Origin of the sequence: Bradyrhizobium centrolobii, assembly GCF_001641635.1 — a bacterium.
Lineage (GTDB): Bacteria > Pseudomonadota > Alphaproteobacteria > Rhizobiales > Xanthobacteraceae > Bradyrhizobium > Bradyrhizobium centrolobii.
This window is the reverse complement of record NZ_LUUB01000090.1, coordinates 164,677-182,882: the sequence shown is the minus strand read 5'-3', so window position 1 is coordinate 182,882 and position 18,206 is coordinate 164,677. Positions and strand designations below refer to the sequence as shown.

At 64.4% G+C, this 18,206-nt stretch carries 16 protein-coding genes; 11 read left to right on the top strand and 5 right to left on the bottom strand.

The window, feature by feature from the left end:
- The first annotated feature begins 207 nt into the window (after positions 1-207).
- Entirely contained in the window at positions 208-2,130 is a 1,923-nt protein-coding gene (locus AYJ54_RS32990; protein WP_063705824.1) for an alkyl/aryl-sulfatase, read from the top strand.
- A 227-nt stretch (positions 2,131-2,357) separates the two neighbouring features.
- Here AYJ54_RS32990 and AYJ54_RS32985 read toward each other — a convergent pair whose 3' ends face one another.
- Positions 2,358-3,428 carry a glycosyltransferase family 4 protein gene (locus AYJ54_RS32985; RefSeq protein WP_063705699.1) on the bottom strand — a complete coding sequence of 357 codons (1,071 nt, stop codon included), beginning with the start codon at positions 3,426-3,428 and terminating at the stop codon, positions 2,358-2,360.
- A gap of 279 nt (positions 3,429-3,707) precedes the next feature.
- Between AYJ54_RS32985 and AYJ54_RS32980 the strand changes: the two genes are divergently transcribed.
- From AYJ54_RS32980 to AYJ54_RS32965, 4 genes are read left to right on the top strand one after another with little or no spacing between them, the layout of a single operon-like run.
- Positions 3,708-5,471 carry an ABC transporter ATP-binding protein gene (locus tag AYJ54_RS32980; RefSeq protein WP_063705698.1) on the top strand — a complete coding sequence of 588 codons (1,764 nt, stop codon included), beginning with the start codon at positions 3,708-3,710 and terminating at the stop codon, positions 5,469-5,471.
- 58 nt (positions 5,472-5,529) lie between these two features.
- Complete coding sequence (locus AYJ54_RS32975; protein WP_063705695.1) at positions 5,530-7,734, top strand: amylo-alpha-1,6-glucosidase; 2,205 nt, start codon at positions 5,530-5,532, stop codon at positions 7,732-7,734.
- 27 nt (positions 7,735-7,761) lie between these two features.
- The gene (locus AYJ54_RS32970; protein ID WP_063705693.1) at positions 7,762-8,286 is read left to right on the top strand and encodes a PRC-barrel domain-containing protein; all 525 of its coding nucleotides are present in this window, start codon (positions 7,762-7,764) and stop codon (positions 8,284-8,286) included.
- Positions 8,287-8,309: 23 nt separating this feature from the next.
- Positions 8,310-9,602, top strand: coding sequence for an MFS transporter (locus AYJ54_RS32965; protein ID WP_063705691.1), 1,293 nt, complete (start codon positions 8,310-8,312; stop codon positions 9,600-9,602).
- 63 nt (positions 9,603-9,665) lie between these two features.
- Here AYJ54_RS32965 and AYJ54_RS32960 read toward each other — a convergent pair whose 3' ends face one another.
- From AYJ54_RS32960 to fixL, 4 genes are all read right to left on the bottom strand, one after another.
- Positions 9,666-10,370, bottom strand: coding sequence for a helix-turn-helix domain-containing protein (locus AYJ54_RS32960; protein ID WP_063705822.1), 705 nt, complete (start codon positions 10,368-10,370; stop codon positions 9,666-9,668).
- A gap of 102 nt (positions 10,371-10,472) precedes the next feature.
- Positions 10,473-10,889, bottom strand: a complete 417-nt coding sequence (locus AYJ54_RS32955; protein ID WP_063705689.1) for a response regulator transcription factor — start codon at positions 10,887-10,889, stop codon at positions 10,473-10,475.
- A 43-nt stretch (positions 10,890-10,932) separates the two neighbouring features.
- Entirely contained in the window at positions 10,933-11,550 is a 618-nt protein-coding gene (gene fixJ / locus AYJ54_RS32950) for a response regulator FixJ (RefSeq protein WP_063705683.1), read from the bottom strand.
- Positions 11,551-11,553: 3 nt separating this feature from the next.
- A complete protein-coding gene (fixL, locus tag AYJ54_RS32945; protein ID WP_063705681.1) occupies positions 11,554-13,071 on the bottom strand; it encodes a sensor protein FixL in 1,518 nt (505 codons plus the stop codon).
- Positions 13,072-13,274: 203 nt separating this feature from the next.
- Between fixL and AYJ54_RS32940 the strand changes: the two genes are divergently transcribed.
- From AYJ54_RS32940 to ccoP, 6 genes are all read left to right on the top strand, one after another.
- Positions 13,275-14,105: a universal stress protein gene (locus AYJ54_RS32940; protein ID WP_063705680.1), complete on the top strand. Its 831-nt coding sequence runs from the start codon at positions 13,275-13,277 to the stop codon at positions 14,103-14,105.
- Positions 14,106-14,133: 28 nt separating this feature from the next.
- On the top strand, positions 14,134-14,559 hold the full coding sequence (locus tag AYJ54_RS32935) for a CBS domain-containing protein (RefSeq protein ID WP_063705678.1): 426 nt from the start codon (positions 14,134-14,136) through the stop codon (positions 14,557-14,559).
- 189 nt (positions 14,560-14,748) lie between these two features.
- Positions 14,749-16,398, top strand: a complete 1,650-nt coding sequence (ccoN, locus tag AYJ54_RS32930) for a cytochrome-c oxidase, cbb3-type subunit I (protein ID WP_063705676.1) — start codon at positions 14,749-14,751, stop codon at positions 16,396-16,398.
- 11 nt (positions 16,399-16,409) lie between these two features.
- The gene (gene ccoO, locus AYJ54_RS32925) at positions 16,410-17,144 is read left to right on the top strand and encodes a cytochrome-c oxidase, cbb3-type subunit II (protein WP_063705674.1); all 735 of its coding nucleotides are present in this window, start codon (positions 16,410-16,412) and stop codon (positions 17,142-17,144) included.
- A 13-nt stretch (positions 17,145-17,157) separates the two neighbouring features.
- Complete coding sequence (locus tag AYJ54_RS32920) at positions 17,158-17,322, top strand: CcoQ/FixQ family Cbb3-type cytochrome c oxidase assembly chaperone (RefSeq protein ID WP_063705672.1); 165 nt, start codon at positions 17,158-17,160, stop codon at positions 17,320-17,322.
- A 6-nt stretch (positions 17,323-17,328) separates the two neighbouring features.
- Positions 17,329-18,201 (top strand): cytochrome-c oxidase, cbb3-type subunit III, encoded by an 873-nt coding sequence (ccoP, locus tag AYJ54_RS32915; RefSeq protein WP_063705670.1) that lies wholly within the window; start codon positions 17,329-17,331, stop codon positions 18,199-18,201.
- Positions 18,202-18,206 lie beyond the last annotated feature (5 nt).

The window sequence follows — 18,206 nt, the reverse complement described above, 5'->3', positions numbered from 1 at the left end:
TGAGGGGTCTCTCTCCGCGAGTGACCGTCGCGCAGTTGGATTGGCGAGAGAGACCCCTCATCCGGCGCTTCGCGCCACCTTGTCCCACAAGGGGAGAAGGAAGAGAGCGTCTCCATAGTTCGGTCCCCCGCCGCGGCGCCCCAATGGCAATCGGCTGCGAGATGCGTTTAGATGGCTCCCAACCAGATCACAGAGGGAGCCAGCCCGATGACAGAGATCTCCAGCAGCGAGCCGAAAGACGCAACGCCGTCCGTCATCGCGCAGCAAGAGGCGATGCTGAACGCGCTGCCGTTTTCCGACACGCGGGATTTCGACGATGCCGCGCGCGGCTTCCTCGGCACGACCGAGAACGCGAAGATCACAAACCCGCAAGGGCGGACGGTCTGGAGCCTCGAGCCCTACGGCTTCCTGTCCGCCGAACAGGCGCCGCCGACGGTCAATCCGAGCCTGTGGCGGCAGTCGCGCCTCAACATGCATCATGGGCTGTTCGAGGTGGTGCCCGGAGTCTACCAGGTGCGCGGGCTCGACATCGCCAACATGACGCTGATCGAGGGCGACAGCGGCGTCATCGTGGTCGACACCCTGACCTCGATCGAAGGCGCGCGCGCCGCGCTGGAGCTCTACTTCAGGCACCGCGGCATGCGACCGGTCGCGGCCGTCATCTTCACCCATACCCACACCGACCACTGGGGCGGTGCGCGCGGCGTATTGGAGGAGGACGCGCTCGCCACGGGCCGCGTCCCGATCATCGCGCCGAACCTGTTCATGGAGCATGCCGTCTCCGAGAACATCATCGCGGGTCCCGCGATGCTGCGCCGTGCGCAGTACCAGTTCGGCCCCTTCCTCGCCAAGGGTCCGCGCGGGCAGGTCGACTGCGGGCTTGGCAAGTCGATGGCGGCGGGCTCGGTCGCGCTGTTGCGCCCCACAGACCTGATCATGGCGACCGGCGACAAGCGCGTCATCGACGGCGTCGAGTTCGAATTCCAGATGGCGCCCAACAGCGAAGCGCCGGCGGAGATGCATTTCTTCATCCCGCGCTACAAGCTTTTGAACCTCGCCGAGAACTGCACGCACAATTTCCACAATCTCTTGCCGTTCCGCGGCGCCGATGTGCGCGATGCGCTGGCCTGGTCGAAATACCTCAACGAAGCGCAGCGGCTGTGGGGCGGCAAGGCGGAGGCGATGTGCGGCCAGCATCACTGGCCGGTGTGGGGGCGTGAGCGCATCGACACCATGATCCGGCAGCAGCGCGATCTTTACAAATTCGCGCACGACCAGACCATCCGCCTGATGAATCACGGCCTGACCGCGGCCGAGATCGCCGAAACCATTCAGCTCCCGAAGAGCCTGGAAGGCGCCTGGCACGGGCGCGGCTATTACGGCCACATCCGGCACAATGTGAAGGCGATCTATCAGAAATATCTCGGCTGGTACGACGCCAACCCGGTCAATCTCGATCCGCTGCCGCCGGGCAGGAAATATGTCGAGTATATGGGCGGCGCCGACGCCATGCTCGCGCGGGCGCGCAAGGATTTTGACAAGGGCGAATTCCGCTTCGTGGCGCAGGCGCTCGGCCATCTCGTCTTCGCCGAGCCGAACAACCAGGCGGCCCGTGCGCTGCTGGCTGATACGCTCGAGCAGCTCGGTTACGCCGCGGAGAGCTCGACCTGGCGCAACGCCTATCTGTTCGGCGCCCAGGAATTGCGTCAGGGCATGCCGAAGACGCCGCCGCGCCCGCCGATGCCGCGCGAGACGCTCGCGGCGCTCCGCACCGAGCAGCTCTGGGACGTGCTCGGCATCCGCCTCAACGGTCCCAAGGCCGAGGGCAAGCGCATCGTCTTGAACTGGAGCTTTTCTGACACCGGCGAGACGTTCGTGCTCAACCTGGAGAACTCCGCGCTCACCTATACCGAAGGCGTGCAGATGGAAGGAGCGGACGCCAGCTTCACGCTGGCGCGCTCGACTCTCGACGAGGTCATCGCCAAGCAGACGAGCTTCCCGGAAGCGGTGGCCGCCGGCAAGGTCAAGCTCGCCGGCAACCCGATGCGGCTCGCCGAGCTGATGGGCCTGATGGACGAATTCCCGCGCATGTTCGAGATCGTCGAGCCGAAGCGGGCAGTGGTGACGTAGGGTCGCCACCACGTTCTCGCTGTCATCGCGAGCGAACCAGATCCAGGCAATGACGCGTTGAAGCAGCAACGCACTCGAGTGTCGTCCCGGCGAAGGCCGGGACCGATAACCCCATGGAGATGTTGTGGCGTGAGATCGGGGTTGTCGGTCTTCGCCAAACATCATCCTGGCTATGGGTCCCGGATCTGCGCTTCGCTTGTCCGGGACGACACCTGAGATTTCGGCGGCTACTCCGCGCTGCTCACCAGCTTGATCCGCGGCGCTTGTGTCTCGGTCAGGCTGCGATACGACGCGAGATAGTCCAATGCCATCCGCCGCGCCGTGAAGCGTGTTTCGAACCGCTTGCGGATCGCTGCGCGGTTCAACTGCGGAAGGCGATTGACGACGCCGGCCGCGCTGAGGACGTCTTCGACGACGAAGCCGGTCAGGCCCTCGTCGATGATCTCCGGCACCGAGCCGCGGTTGAAGGCGACGACCGGCGTTCCGCAGGCCATTGCTTCGACCATCACGAGCCCGAACGGCTCCGGCCAGTCGATCGGCAGCAGCAGCCCGAGTGCGCCGCTCAAAAATTCCGACTTCTCGTGATCGCTGATCTCGCCGATGAACTCCACCAGCGGATTGTTCTCGATCATGGGGCGGATCAGCTCGTCATAATAGTCCTGATCGGCACGATCGACCTTGGCCGCGATCTTCAGCGGGATACCGCAATGGGTCGCGATCTTGATGGCGCGATCGACGCCTTTCTCCGGCGCGATGCGGCCGAGCACGGCGAGATATTCCTGCTTCGCCGGCTTCGGTGTCAGCAGATTCTCCGGCAGGCCGTGGTGAATCGTCGTCACCCAGTTCGCCTGTGGCACCGGGCGGCGCTGCGCGTTGGAGATCGAGATCACCGGGATCTTGGAGAAGGTGTTGAAGACCGGCTGATGCTCGGGGAGGTCGAGCCGGCCGTGCAGCGTGGTCACGAAAGGCGTCGGCTGGCGGTAGAACAACGACCATGGATAATAGTCGAGATGGAAGTGGAGAAAGTCGAACTCCTCGTCGTCACATTTCTGCCGCACGCGCTCCAGCATCACCATATGCAGCGCATTGGGATCGCGCACGGAGCCGTCGAGGCGGAGCGCCCTCGGCCAGAGCGCATCCAGCTTGCCCGACGTCCGCGAGTCGCCGCTGGCGAACAGCGTCACGTCGTGTCCAAGGGCCACCAACTCTTCCGTCAACCAGTGCACCACCCGCTCGGTGCCGCCATACAGCTTGGGTGGAACAGCCTCCGTCAACGGAGCTACCTGCGCGATGCGCATCTCACCATCTCCTCTATGCGATCATGGACGTTGAAAAGCCCCCAGCATTTTCGGCACCGGCAATGCCAGCGAAGGGAACGTTCCCGCAGTTGCGAAGTTCCTTACGGCAAACGTTACTTATTCGACACATCGGTGCTCGTCTCGATACTGCCATCTCCTCTTCTCAGATCGTCCTTATCCGCATGTCGTGATGGCATTGGGACGGAACCGAGGCCAGCCGGCCGAAGTTCAGTCGACCAGTAACAAAAATCGAAATCATCACGACGGGGTTGCAATCACATGGATCACCTTTCTGCATATGCGCGCAGGCCGTTTTCCTTTGTCTTACGCTATCTTCGCCGCCGGCTCGCGTCGCATCTGGTGATCCTCACCGCCGTCGTTGCAGCCGTTGCGTGCTCGGTGGGCACCCAATATGGCGTCAAGTCGTTGGTCGACAGCCTCTCCGCGGGGCCGTCACATGGCGGTAGCGTATGGCTGGCATTCATTTTACTCATGTCGCTGATTGCCGCAGACAACTTCCTGTGGCGGATCGCGAGCTGGACAGCGAGCTTTACCTTCGTCCGCGTCACCGGCGACTTGCGACGTGACATTTTCCGGCATCTGACTGGCCACGCGCCCGCCTATTTCTCGGATCGCATGCCGGGTATGCTGACGAGCCGCATCACCGCAACATCGAACGCCGTGTTCACAGTGGAGAACATGTTCGTCTGGAATGTGTTGCCGCCTTGCATCGCCACAATTGCGGCAATCCTGCTGATCGGAACCGTGAGCCCTTATATGGCAGCAGGACTGATCGCGATTGCCGGTGGCATGGTGATCGCGATGTTCCATCTCGCGGCGGCCGGCAAGCCCCTGCATGATGACTTCGCCGACAAGGCTGCGGTCGTGGACGGCGAGATGATCGATGTCATCAGCAACATGCCGCTTGTGCGGGCCTTCTGTGGCATCGGTCACGAGCACGAGCGCTTCGATGCCACCGTGAACCGGGAACTCACCGCGCGGGGTCGCAGCCTGCGCTATCTCGAGAAGCTTCGGCTCACTCACGCCGGCGTGACCGTCGTCTTGACTGTCGCGCTCATGGCCTGGGCGATCACGCTCTGGCAGAAGGGCGAGGCGACCACCGGCGACGTCGTGCTGGTCTGCACGCTGGGTCTGTCCATCCTGAATGCGACGCGCGATCTCGCCGTGGCATTGGTCGACGTCACCCAGCACGTGGCGCGGTTGACCGAGGCGATCGCGACGCTTTTGGTACCGCATGAATTGCGTGATCACCCCGAGGCCGAGCCGCTGGTCAAGAACGGTGCCGCGATCGCATTTAATAATGTCACCTTCGGCTACCCCGGCGGGGAGAAGATCTTCGAGCGTTTCAGCCTGCGTCTGCAGCCCGGTCAGCGTGTCGGTCTCGTCGGCCAGTCCGGTGGCGGCAAGTCGACCCTGTTCACGCTGCTTCAGCGATTCTACGATGTCGACGAAGGCAGCGTGACCGTCGATGGCCAGGACATTTCCATGGTGACGCAACAGAGCCTACGCGAGTCCATCTCGGTCGTGCCCCAGGACATCTCGCTGTTCCACCGCTCGATCCGAGAGAACATCCGCTACGGTCGGCCGAACGCGACGGACGACGAGGTGCTGCGCGCGGCGATCGCGGCGCGCTGCGATTTCGTCGAGAGCCTGCCGGAAGGTCTCGACACCATGGTTGGCGACCGCGGGGTCAAGATGTCCGGCGGCCAGCGGCAGCGCATCGCGATTGCCCGCGCCTTCCTGAAGGATGCGCCGATCCTGCTGCTGGACGAGGCGACCGCGGCGCTCGACAGCGAGTCCGAGGAGGCGATCCGCGAGGCATTGACACGGCTGATGCGCGGACGCACCGTCGTCGCGATCGCGCATCGCCTCGCGACGCTGCGCAACTTCGATCGCGTTGTCGTGCTGAAGGCCGGCAAGATCATCGAGGACGGAGCGCCGGATCGCCTGATGCAGAGCCACGGGCCGTATCGTGAGCTGGTGACGCAGGAGATGAGCCGGCTCGCGAAATTCGCCGCGTAGATCCAAGAGTCGTGTTCGCGTCGGTTGCGTTTCGAAGTAAGGCGCAGGGGAGCAGTTCATGTCGGCCGAAGCCGTAACCCAGATCGTCTCCGTGTCGCGGACCGTGGAAGCCGTCGCGGAGCAGGCATTTTACATTCCGATGACGGGACCCGCGGCGCGGCCGCGGCGCTCGCTCAAGCATGACGACACCTTCATCGTGCTCGACAGCCATGGTGACATCGGGGCTTCCGCCGGCGGCCCCGACGGGCTGTTTCATTGCGACACCCGCTATCTGGCGCGCCTCGAGCTCGTGCTCGACGATCTGCAACCGCTGCTGCTCGGCTCGAATTTGCGCGACGATAATTCGGGGCTGACGGTCGACCTCACCAATCCCGACATCTATCGCCAGGGCCGCATCGTGCTGCAAAAGGATCTGCTGCACATCGTGCGCACGATCTTTCTGTGGCGCGGTACGGCGTACCAGCGCATCGGCGTACAAAACCATGGCGAGCAGCGCGCCAGCTTCCAGCTGACGCTGCTGTTCGACAATGATTTCGCCGATCTGTTCGAGGTCCGAGGTGAGCGGCGTCCACGCCGTGGGATCGGCTCGAGCCGGCTGCTCGGGCCCACCGACGTCCTGTTCGAATATCGCGGCCTCGATGAGACCGAGCGCACCACCGGCCTGCATTTCGATCCGCGCCCGACCCGGCTCTCGGTGAATGCCGCCACCTGGCAGCTCGAGCTGGATCCACATGAGGCAAAATCGCTGTTCGTGGCCGTGTCCTGCAACCGGCCGATAACGCAGAAGCCGGCGCGCTTCTTCAAGGGTCTGCTTGCCCACCGCCGCGAGATGCGCCATTCGACGATCGGCGCGGCCAGCATCGAAACCTCCAACAACATCTTCAACGAGGTGCTGTGCCAGGCGATGGCCGACCTCAACATGCTGATGACGGAGACGCCGCAGGGCCGCTATCCCTATGCCGGCATTCCCTGGTATTCGACGACCTTCGGCCGCGACGGCTTGATCACGGCGCTTCAGATGCTGTGGGTCGATCCGCGGGTCGCGAAAGGCGTCTTGCGACGGCTTGCGCATTTCCAGGCGAAGTTGGTCGATCCGCTGGCCGACGCGGCGCCCGGAAAGATCCTGCATGAGATGCGGGGCGGCGAGATGGCTGCGCTGCGCGAGGTGCCGTTCGCGCAATATTACGGCAGCGTGGATTCGACCGCATTGTTCGTCCTGCTTGCCGGGCGTTATTTCGAGCGCACCGGCGATGAGGAGACGCTGATCGAGCTGTGGCCTGCGATCGAGGCGGGGCTGGCCTGGATTGATGGCCCCGGCGATCCCGATCAGGACGGTTTCGTCGAATATCAGCGCGCCTCCGAGCAGGGGCTTGCCAACCAGGGCTGGAAGGACTCATACGACGCGATCTTCCATGCCGACGGCCAGCTCGCGGAAGGATATATTGCGCTGGCCGAGGTGCAGGGCTACGTCTTTGCCGCCAAGCAGCTCGCCGCGCGCTGCGCGCTGCGGCTCGGCAAGCCGGAACGCGTGAGGCAGCTCGAGGCGGAAGCCAAGGCACTGGCCGAGCGTTTCGAGAACGCGTTCTGGTGCGAGGAACTCGGCACCTATGCGCTCGCACTCGACGGCAAGAAGCGTCCGTGCAAGGTGCGGACCTCCAATGCCGGGCAGCTCCTGTTCAGCAGCATGATCCGCGAGGATCGCGCCAAGCGGGTCGCGGCCGACTTGATGCAGCCGCATTTCTTCTCCGGCTGGGGCATCCGCACGGTCGCGCGAGGCGAGGTGCGCTACAACCCGATGTCCTATCACGACGGCTCGGTCTGGCCGCATGACAACGCGCTGATCGCGCTCGGGCTCGCGCGGTACGGGCTCAAGCATTCGGTGGCGCATGTCTTCAAGGGGCTGTTCGACGCCGCGACCTATATGGACCTGCGCCGGCTGCCGGAATTGTTCTGCGGCTTTCGGCGCGAGAAGCGGCGCGGCCCGACACTCTATCCGGTTGCCTGCGCGCCGCAGGCCTGGGCGAGCGCCACCCCGTTCACGCTGCTGGAAGCGGCGCTTGGCATCGAGTTCGATGTCGCGCGCGGCGAGATCCGGCTGCGCAATCCGCACCTGCCGGCGTTCCTGAACGAGGTGATCCTGCGCGAACTGCGGTTGGGCGATTCGAGCGTCGATCTGCGCGTCAGCCGCCACGGCGACGACGTCGCGCTGGAGGTGCTGCGCACGCGCGGCCAGATCCAGGTATCGATCGTGCTGGCGCGCTAGCAGGCGCGCCGCAAGGAGGGTGTATGTATGCGTACCGTCGGGCGAGTGATCCTGAGCATGGCGATCGTTGCGGGTTTGGCGGTCGCAGCCTCGCGAGCCGCGGAGGAGCAACCCGCGGCCCAGAGTGAACCGAATGCGCCGTCGCCGGTGGTACAGCCGCCGGCATCAACGGTAACGGTCACGCCGAAGGACGCCGCGCCGCCACCGTCGGTGACCATTATCGGAGCGAGCGACGCCCATGGCGTGCTCGGCCGTGACGTGCGCAGCGCGGCGGACGAGGACATGGGTCGTATCGTCGACGTCATCGTCGATCGCGACGGCCACGTCCGCGCCGCCGTGATCGATTTCGGTGGCTTCCTCGGCGTCGGCAGCCGCAAGATCGTGGTGGACTGGAATGCGCTGCGTTTCGGCAAGATCGCCACCAAGAAGGGCAGCATTACGCTGGAACTGACCAAGGCGCAGGTTGCGGCCGCGCCGGAGTTCAAGGAGGACACGCCGATGGTCGTGCTCGGCGCGTCCGGCAGCCTGCAGCCGCTGCAAGCAATTCCGTGAGGTGCGGGGAGGGCCGATCGCCTGTGCTCTTGTCGAAGAAGCCGAAGGATGTCGTTGACGATCGTGGTGGCCGCGCCGGACAAGTCGGCACCGCGCCGGCACCGGTCGGTCTTCCGGCGCCGTCGCGTCAGAGCCTGCGCGGACTCGACTGGTTCATCTTCTTCCTTGCCGACGTGCAGACCGGGTTCGGTCCCTTCATCGCGGTCTATCTGACGACGCAGAAATGGACCCAGGTCGAGATCGGCCTCGTGCTGTCAATCGGCGGGATCGTCGGGCTGATCGGGCAGATGCCGGGTGGGGCGATCATCGACGCCGCGAAGTCCGAGCGGCTGGTCGCAGCACTCGCGATCGTGACGATCGGCTTCTGCGCGCTGGCCTATGCGGCGATGCCGATCTTTCCGGTGGTGGTGACGGCTGCGACGCTGCACGCGGCCGCGAGCTGCGTGCTGGGGCCCGCGATCGCGGCGATCAGCCTCGGCCTGGTCGGCCCGCTCGCCATCGGCGAGCGGCTCGGCCGCAACGCCCGCTTTGCATCCCTCGGCAACGGCGTCGCCGCCGCGGTGATGGGCACGGCCGGCTATCTCCTGTCGAGCCGCTCGGTGTTCCTGGTCACGTTCCTGCTCGCAATCCCGACCCTGATCGCGTTGTCGCGCATCCGCGAGGAAGAGGTCGACATTGCACGCTGTCACGGCGAGATGCCGCGCGAGGCAGCCGATCGCGGCGACACCAATGTGTGGCATCTGGTGCGGCAGCGGCCGCTCCTGGTGTTCGCGCTGAGCGTGATGCTGTTGCAGCTTGCGAATGCTGCGATGCTGCCGTTGATGGCAAGCGCAGTGACGGCGCGGTCGAGCCAGTGGGCGACGATCCTCGTCGCCGCCTGCATCATCGTGCCGCAAGCGATCGTGGCGCTGCTGTCACCCACCGTCGGGCGCAAGGCGCAGGGCTGGGGCCGGCGGCCACTGCTCCTGATCGGCTTCGGCGCGCTGACGATCCGCGGCCTGTTGTTCGCGACCGTGCGCGATCCCTATCTGGTCGTGCTGGTGCAGGTGTTCGACGGCATCACCGCCGCGGTGTTCGCGGTGATGATTCCGCTGATCGTTGCTGACGTTGCCTTCGGCAGTGGCCATTTCAACCTAGCTCAAGGCATCGTCGGCACCGCGACCGGCATCGGTGCATCCCTGAGCACGGTGCTCGGCGGCTTCATCAGCGACAAGTTCGGTAACGCCACCGCCTTCATTGGGCTTTCCAGCGTTGCCGCGACAGGCTTCCTGCTGATCTTGTTGGTGATGCCGGAAACAAGGCGCAGAGCGATATGATCGCCGGAAAAGAAAGGGCCGGCCGAACGCATTCGGCCGGCCAAGTCAGCAGGGAGAAACGGATCAGGCGTCGAGATTGTGCAGGCGCTGGCGGTTGCGCAGCACGATCTGGCGCGCACCGGAGAAACCGAGAATGCCCTGCGCATGAAGCTGGGACAGCGCGCGCGACACTGTCTCGAGCGTGAGGCCGAGATAGTCGCCGATGTCGCGGCGGCACATCGGTAGCGCCATCATGCCGGCGACGGCGAGGCGCCGGTCCATTTCCAGCAGGAAGGTGGCGACGCGCTCCATGGCGGTCTTGCGGCCGAGCAGCAGCATGTGGTCCTCGGCGTGACGCAGTTCGGACGCAGTCATGGTCCAGAGCTTGCGGGCGACCTGGACGTCGGTGCCGGCTGCCTTTTCGAGGCTTGCGCGCTTCACCAGGCGCACGGTGGTGTCGATGATGGCCTCGGCCGCGAGTCGGTGGGTGGCGCCGGATTCGAGGCCGAACACGTCGCCGGGAAGATGGAAGGCGCCGATCTGGCGGCGGCCGTCGGAGAGCAGCTTGTAGCTGCGCACGGCGCCGGAAACGACCTGGTAGACATATTCGGCCGGCTCGTCCTCGCCATAGATCTCCTCGTCCTTGTGGTAGGAGAATTCGGTGGCGACGAGGCCGACATGGCCGGTGATCGCGCCAAACTGGTCGGAAACGGGATGAACGGCAGGGCCAACCTTGCCGCCGCTGATCTGGGTGTTGATCGCCTTTGCGTTGAGCGACTGGGTAAGCATCTGTGCCATCTCCGTTGTGATGGCTCATTGCTACGCTGGATTGAGCGTCAGGAAAATTCGAGCGATATCTTAGGGAGGTCTACCTAGGTAGAATCCCGTAGGTCAACTTCTGTGTTTGTCCTGGATGGCCCGGCGGATCCGTTTGATCAGGCTCTCGTCGAGAAGGGGCTTCAACAGCACGTCCTTCACCCCGACCGCGGCAGCCCGCGCCGAGATGTTCTCGTCCGGATAGCCCGTGATCAGGATCACCGGCGGGGCGTCATCCGATTTGTGCAAGCGGCCGGCGAGCTCGATGCCGTTGATGTCCGGCATCTTGTAGTCGATCACGTAGCAGTCCGCTCCCGACGCGCCAGCGGCATTGAGCAGCGCCGTGCCGCTCCGGAAGGTCCGCACGGCAAAGCCGTCGGTTTCCAGCAGGAACCGCAGGGATCCGAGGACGGCGGCATCGTCATCGACTACAAAGACCATCGGCTTTGCGGCGGAGGAGAGCCGCTCTTGGTGCGGGCCGATCTCAATCATGCCGCTTGGCTACCACAGCCTGACGGGAGGATTTTGACCTGCCTCAATCCTTGATCAGGCCCGCGCGCATCGCCAGCCGCACCAGCTCCGAGAGGCTGTTGGCCTGCATCTTGGTCATCACATTGGCTCGGTACACTTCGATGGTGCGCGGGCTGATGTCGTATTCGCGCGCGATCAGCTTGTTGGAGAGGCCCGCGATCAGCCCGTCCATGACCTGGCGCTCGCGCGGGCTCAAGGCAGCGACGCGGGCGGCGATGTCCTGCGCGATGGCCTCGTTCTTGGCCGCAGGCTCGGCCTGGCGGATCGCCGATTCGATCATGGTGGTGAGGCGGTCGTCCTCGAACGGCTTCTCGATGAAGTCGACCGCACCGAGCTTCATCGCCTCGACCGCGAGCGTCACGTCGCCATGGCCGGTCATGATCAGGATCGGAAACGGGCTGTTCTGCGCCTTCATCCGTTTCAGGAGCTCGATCCCGTCAAGGCCTGGCATGCGCACGTCGGATACGACGCAGCCGAAGGCAAGGCCGGGCAGGGCGTCAAGAAAATCCTGCGCGCTGTCGAACAGCGTGACGCTGAAGCCCGAGGAGTCCAGAAGGAAGTTCAGCGAGTCCCGCACCGCTTCGTCGTCGTCGATGACGTAGACAGTTCCCTTGGTCGTCATGGATCAATTCTCGTCGGCTGCCGGCAGGGTGAAGCGGAATGTCGCGCCGCCCGATGCATTGCTCTCGGCCCACATGCGGCCGCCGTGAGCCTCGATGATCGAGCGGCTGATCGACAGTCCCACGCCCATGCCGGTTTCTTTGGTCGTGAAGAACGTCTGGAACAGATTGGGAATGATGTCGTCCTGGAAGCCGGAGCCGGTGTCGGACACGTCCACCTCGATCATGTCGTCGGTGATGCGGGCGTTGGTCACGACCAGCTCGCGCCGCGGCGACTGCGCCATCGCTTCCAGCGCGTTGCGGAACAGATTGACCAGGACCTGCTGGATCTGCACCCGGTCGGCGAGCACGAGATCGGCGTTCGGATCGAGGGTGAAGCGGAGCTGCACGTTCTGCTCGCGCGCGCCTGCAAGCCCGAGGGCGCCGGCTTCCTCGATCAGCTTGGAAAGGCTCTCGACCCGCTTCTCGGATTCGCCGCGGGAGACGAAGTCGCGCAGCCGACGAATGATCTGGCCGGCGCGCAGCGCCTGTTCGGCAGCGCGGTCCAGCGCGCTCTCGACCTTCGGCGCGTTCGGATCGCTGCTGCCGGCCAACAGGCGTCGGGAGCCCTTCATGTAATTGCTGATCGCGGCCAGCGGCTGGTTGAGCTCGTGCGCGAGCGCGGACGCCATCTCGCCCATGGCGCTCAGCCGCGAGACGTGAACGAGCTCGGATTGCAATTCCTGGAGCCGTGCCTGGGTCTGCTGATGCTCGGTGAGGTCACGGACGAAGCCGGTGAAATAGGGCTCGCCGCCGGATTGCATCTCGCCGATCGACAGGTGGATCGGAAAGGTGGTCCCGTCGCGGCGCCTGCCGGTCACGATGCGGCCGATGCCGATGATGTGCGGATCGCCGGTGTTGCGGTAGCGCTCGATATAGCTGTCGTGACGCGAGCGGTCCGGCTCCGGCATCAGGATGCTGACGTTCTGGCCGATCGCTTCATGTTCGGGCCAACCGAACAGGCGCTCGGCGGCGGTGCTGAAAAGCTGGATCATGCCATGGCCGTCGATCACGATCATGGCATCGGGAATGGTATGGAGGATCGAGCGGAGATGGGTCTCGCGGGTGCGGAGCGCCTCCTCGACCTGCTTCTCCTGGTCGACATCGAGGAAGATGCCGCTGAGATGACGGGCGACGCCGGCCTCGTCGCGGATCAGTCCCGCCCGCGCCCGGATCCATTGCCCGCTGCCGGATGCGCCCCCGACCCTGAAGGACACATCGAGGCCGCCACCACGCTCGGAGACGCGCTTGATCGCGCTCTCCACCCGCTCGCGGTCCTTGGGCTCCAGGCGTGACAGGAAGAGCTCGTAGCTCGCCGGCTGGTCCCGCGCGATGCCGAGCAGCGTCCTGGCGGCATCCGACCAGTCCAATTCCCGCGTCGTGAGGTCGAGATCCCAGGTGCCTACGCCGAACCCTTCGATCCGAACCCGGAAATGCTCGCCCCGACCGTCGTCTGGCGGATGCGCTACGCGGGTCGGCGACAATCTGTTGCTCCCATTCTCCTGCGGCCGGTTCCGGTGCCGCGAACGAGGGGGCAATTTCGCCCAAGGCCGGGCCGGAGGCAAGTTCGGATGTCTGATTCCATTGGCGGATTTCCCGCGGCTTGGCGGCGCAGTTTGATCTATCTCATCCTGCCTCGCGTCGGCGGGGCTAGATTTCGCGGCAGGTCATTGCCCGGAGAGTTTCGATGACATACGCGACCGTGATGGTCAGCCTGGCGCTCGATCAGCCCAACGACGCGCGTCTTCAGGTTGCGGGCGAACTCGCCGAACGTTTCGAGGCGGCGGTCGTCGGGGTCGCAGCCGCGCAGTTCCCTCCGCCGCTCTACTTCACAGATGGCGCCGAGGCGCAGCGCCTGATCGATCAGGGCGGTGCGTCGATCAAGCGGCGCCTTGCCGAACTCGAGGCGAAATTTCGTACCGCAACCAGAAATCGCGGCGGACACGTGGAGTGGCGCAGCACCATGGATTTTCCGGCGCGGTTTGTCGTGGCGCAGGCGCGTTGCGCCGACATCATCGTCAGCGGCGGGCAGAGCCCTGCCTTCTCCGACGCCTTCGCGCTCGCAAGCCCCAAGGATCTGGTGATGCAGGCCGGCCGGCCCGTCCTGGTCGTGCCCGACAAGGACAACTGGCTCGATCTGCGCAGCGTGCTCGTGGCGTGGAAGGATGCGCCGGAGGCGCGGCGGGCGCTCGCCGACGCGCTGCCGATGCTGCGCAAGGCCAGGGATGTCGTGGTCGTCGAAATTCCCGAGCGCGACGGCCGCTCGGCCGCGATGACGCGGGTCACTGACGTGACCGCCTGGCTCGCCCGGCACGGTATCACCGCGACCGCGCGCGTCTCCGAATTGGCCCGGAACCAAAGCGCAGCCGAGCAATTGGGGAATGTTGCTGGCGATGTCGGAGCCGGCCTGATCGTCGCGGGTGCCTACGGTCACTCGCGGTTCAGTGAGCTGGTCCTCGGCGGCGTCACCGAATACCTGGTCACGCAATCCGCCCGCTGCGTACTGCTGTCGCACTGAGCAGACGTCGAATCGATGAGGACGCGCCATGTACAAATTCCTTGAACAGACTGTCGACGGGTACATGACGCGCAAGGTCACGACGGTTAAACGCGATCTCGACATGCTCGAGCTCAGCGAGATGTTCGAACGCGACGATTTCAACAGCTATCCGGTCGAGGACGACGGGCAGGTTGTCGGTATCGTCACCAAGTTCGACATCCTGAAGTGCTTTGCCTTCACGCCGAGCCAGATGGTGCCGCGCTATCACGACCTGATGAACCGCAAGGTCGGCGACGTCATGACGCCGGAATTCATCTATGTGAGCCCCGACACCCGCTTGACCCGTGTCCTCCAGATCATGGTCGAGCACCGGATCAGGAGCATTATAGTTCTCGACAGCGCCCAGAAGCTGGTGGGCATCATCGCCCGCGAGGACGTCATCGCGGCGCTCAAGGCGACCGCGCGCGACTGAAGGCGCGCTCAAATTCCCCGATTCTGCGCTCCGTAGTTTCACGGAGCATTTTTGCGCGTGAAGCCCGGTGCCAGCGTATCGCCGTCTGATGAGCAAGCGCCGAGCAGAAATCCGCCGGCTTGATTTCAATCAATTCGCCGCGAGGATGAATGTGGTTTGTGGCTGCGTGTTCTTTCAGAGAGAATCCGCATGAGCCAGCCCTCCACGTTGAAATCCATGACCATCGGTGAAAGCGGCCTGGCGGCGTTGTTCGCGGTCACCGCCTTTCTCTGCGTGATCGCCTCAGCCAAGGCGCTCGATGCGCCGTTCGCCTTCCATGCCGCGCTCAGCGCGGTCGCGAGCCTGGCTGCGGTCTTCTTCATCATCAACCGCTACTTCGAGCGTCCGGCGGCGTTGCCGCCGGCGGAGATCAATGGCCGTCCCAACTACAATATGGGCCCGATCAAGTTCTCTTCCTTCATGGCGATGTTTTGGGGCATCGCCGGCTTCCTGGTCGGCCTCATCATCGCCTCGCAACTGGCCTGGCCCTGGCTGAACTTCGATCTGCCGTGGACCAGCTTCGGTCGGCTGCGTCCGCTGCACACCTCCGCGGTGATCTTCGCCTTCGGCGGCAACGTGCTGATCGCCTCGTCCTTCTATGTGGTGCAGAAGTCGTGCCGCGTGCGCCTTGCCGGCGACCTCGCGCCCTGGTTCGTCGTGCTCGGCTACAACTTCTTCATCCTGGTCGCCGGCACCGGCTATCTGCTCGGCGTCACCCAGTCCAAGGAATATGCCGAGCCGGAATGGTATGCGGATCTCTGGCTGACCATCGTCTGGGTGGTCTACCTGCTCGTCTTCCTCGCGACGATCATCAAGCGCAAGGAGCCGCACATCTTCGTCGCGAACTGGTTCTATCTCGCCTTCATCGTGACGATCGCGGTGCTGCATCTCGGCAACAATCCGGCGCTTCCTGTCTCCGTGTTCGGCTCGAAGTCCTATGTCGCCTGGGGCGGCATCCAGGACGCCATGTTCCAGTGGTGGTACGGCCACAACGCGGTCGGCTTCTTCCTGACCGCGGGCTTCCTCGCCATCATGTACTACTTCATCCCGAAGCGCGCCGAACGGCCGATCTATTCCTACCGGCTGTCGATCATCCACTTCTGGGCGCTGATCTTCCTCTATATCTGGGCCGGTCCCCACCATCTGCACTACACGGCGTTGCCGGACTGGACGCAGACGCTGGGCATGACCTTCTCGATCATGCTGTGGATGCCCTCCTGGGGCGGCATGATCAACGGCCTGATGACGCTGTCGGGCGCGTGGGACAAGCTGCGCACCGACCCTGTGCTGCGCATGCTCGTCGTCTCTGTCGCCTTCTACGGCATGTCGACCTTCGAGGGCCCGATGATGTCGATCAAGGTCGTCAACTCGCTCAGCCACTACACCGACTGGACCATCGGCCACGTGCATTCCGGTGCGCTCGGCTGGGTCGGCTTCGTCTCCTTCGGCGCGCTCTACTGCATGGTGCCGTGGGCCTGGAATCGCAAGGGACTCTACAGCCTGAAGCTCGTCAACTGGCACTTCTGGATCGCGACGCTCGGCATCGTCCTCTATATCTCGGCGATGTGGGTGTCCGGCATCCTCCAGGGCCTGATGTGGCGTGCCTACACCTCGCTCGGCTTCCTCGAATACTCCTTCATCGAGACCGTCGAGGCGATGCATCCCTTCTACATCATCCGCGCAGCCGGCGGCGCGCTGTTCCTGATCGGCTCGCTGATCATGGCCTACAATCTCTGGATGACCGTTCGCGTCGGCGAGGCCGAAGTCCAGATGCCCGTCGCTCTTCAGCCGGCGGAATGAGGAGCTCGACCATGTCGTTCTGGACACGCCACCAAGTCTTCGAAAAGAACTCGATCATCCTGGTCGTCGGCATTCTGCTGGTGATAGCGATCGGCGGTCTCGTCGAGATCACCCCGCTGTTCTACCTCAAGAGCACGATCGAGGTGGTGGACGGCGTCAGGCCCTACACGCCGCTCGAGCTCGCCGGCCGCAACATCTACGTCCGCGAGGGCTGCTATCTCTGCCATTCGCAAATGATCCGGCCCTTGCGTGACGAGGTCGAGCGCTACGGACACTTCTCGCTCGCCGCCGAGAGCATGTTCGACCACCCGTTCCAGTGGGGCTCGAAGCGCACCGGTCCGGACCTCGCCCGCGTCGGCGCCAAATATTCCGACGACTGGCACGTCACCCATCTGACCAATCCGCGCGCGATCGTGCCGCAGTCGGTGATGCCGGGCTATCCGTTCCTTGGCCAAACCGAGGTCGATCCGGCTTCGATCGCCGATCACATGCGTACGCTGAGGGCCGTCGGCGTCCCCTACACGGACGATCAGATCGCAAACGCCGCGTCCGACCTCAAGGCCCAGGCCGATCCGGACAATGCCGGCACCGACGCCTTCGGCAAGCGCTACGCCAAGGCGGCGGTGCGCAACTTCGACGGCAAGGCCGGCACGCCGACCGAGATGGACGCGCTGATCGCCTACCTCCAGATGCTCGGTACGCTGGTCGACTTCAAGCTCTACAACGAGAAAGCCAATCTTCGCTGAGAAGGCATCACCGATGAAAGCGATTCTGACAGTCCATAACCTTGCGTCCGAGCTCGTGACGACGATCTGGACGCCGGTCTTCGTCGCGATCTTCCTCGCGATCATCGTCTACGCATTCTGGCCTCGCAACAAGACCGCTTTCGACGAAGCGGCGCGGCTGCCGTTGCGCGAGGAGTAAGAGACCATGACCGATCACAGCGACATCGATTCCGTCTCCGGCAAGTCCACCACCGGACACGAGTGGGACGGCATCAAGGAGCTCAACACGCCGCTGCCGCGCTGGTGGGTGATCTCTTTCTATCTCACCATCGTCTGGGCGATCGGCTACTGGATCGTCTATCCGGCCTGGCCGCTGATCCAAGGCAATACCACCGGGCTGTTCGGCTACTCGTCGCGTGCCGACGTCGCGGTCGAGCTCGCCAATCTCGAGAAGATCAGGGGTGACAAGATGGCGGCGCTCGGCGCGGCCTCGCTCGCCGACATCGAGAAGGATCCGGCGCTGCTTGCGCTCGCCCGCGCCAAGGGCAAGACCGTGTTCGGCGACAACTGCGCGCCGTGTCACGGCAGCGGCGCCGCCGGCGCGAAGGGCTTCCCGAACCTGAACGACGACGACTGGCTGTGGGGCGGCACGCTCGACCAGATCATGCAGACCATCCAGTACGGCGCGCGCTCCGGCCATGCCAAGACGCATGAGGGGCAGATGCTCGCCTTCGGCAAGGACGGCGTGCTGAAGCCGGACGAGATCGTCACCGTGGCCAATTATGTGCGCTCGCTGTCGGGCCTCTCGACCCGCAAGGGCTATGACGCCGCCAAGGGTGAAAAGATCTTCGCCGAGAACTGCGCCGCCTGCCATGGCGACGGCGGCAAGGGCAATCCGGAGCTGGGCGCGCCGAACCTGACCGACAAGATCTGGCTCTATGGCTCGGACGAGGCGACTCTGATCGAGACCATCAGCCAGGGCCGCGCCGGTGTCATGCCGGCCTGGGAAGGGCGGCTCGATCCCGCCACCATCAAGGCGATGGCGGTCTATGTCCACTCGCTGGGCGGCGGAAAATAGCGATC

Coding starts and splice junctions, on each gene's coding strand:
- AYJ54_RS32990 (WP_063705824.1), top strand. CDS start 208: ATGACAGAGATCTCCAGCAGCGAGCCGAAAGACGCAACGCCGTCCGTC.
- AYJ54_RS32985 (WP_063705699.1), bottom strand. CDS start 3,428: ATGCGCATCGCGCAGGTAGCTCCGTTGACGGAGGCTGTTCCACCCAAG.
- AYJ54_RS32980 (WP_063705698.1), top strand. CDS start 3,708: ATGGATCACCTTTCTGCATATGCGCGCAGGCCGTTTTCCTTTGTCTTA.
- AYJ54_RS32975 (WP_063705695.1), top strand. CDS start 5,530: ATGTCGGCCGAAGCCGTAACCCAGATCGTCTCCGTGTCGCGGACCGTG.
- AYJ54_RS32970 (WP_063705693.1), top strand. CDS start 7,762: ATGCGTACCGTCGGGCGAGTGATCCTGAGCATGGCGATCGTTGCGGGT.
- AYJ54_RS32960 (WP_063705822.1), bottom strand. CDS start 10,370: ATGCTTACCCAGTCGCTCAACGCAAAGGCGATCAACACCCAGATCAGC.
- AYJ54_RS32955 (WP_063705689.1), bottom strand. CDS start 10,889: ATGATTGAGATCGGCCCGCACCAAGAGCGGCTCTCCTCCGCCGCAAAG.
- fixJ (WP_063705683.1), bottom strand. CDS start 11,550: ATGACGACCAAGGGAACTGTCTACGTCATCGACGACGACGAAGCGGTG.
- AYJ54_RS32940 (WP_063705680.1), top strand. CDS start 13,275: ATGACATACGCGACCGTGATGGTCAGCCTGGCGCTCGATCAGCCCAAC.
- AYJ54_RS32935 (WP_063705678.1), top strand. CDS start 14,134: ATGTACAAATTCCTTGAACAGACTGTCGACGGGTACATGACGCGCAAG.
- ccoN (WP_063705676.1), top strand. CDS start 14,749: ATGAGCCAGCCCTCCACGTTGAAATCCATGACCATCGGTGAAAGCGGC.
- ccoO (WP_063705674.1), top strand. CDS start 16,410: ATGTCGTTCTGGACACGCCACCAAGTCTTCGAAAAGAACTCGATCATC.
- AYJ54_RS32920 (WP_063705672.1), top strand. CDS start 17,158: ATGAAAGCGATTCTGACAGTCCATAACCTTGCGTCCGAGCTCGTGACG.
- ccoP (WP_063705670.1), top strand. CDS start 17,329: ATGACCGATCACAGCGACATCGATTCCGTCTCCGGCAAGTCCACCACC.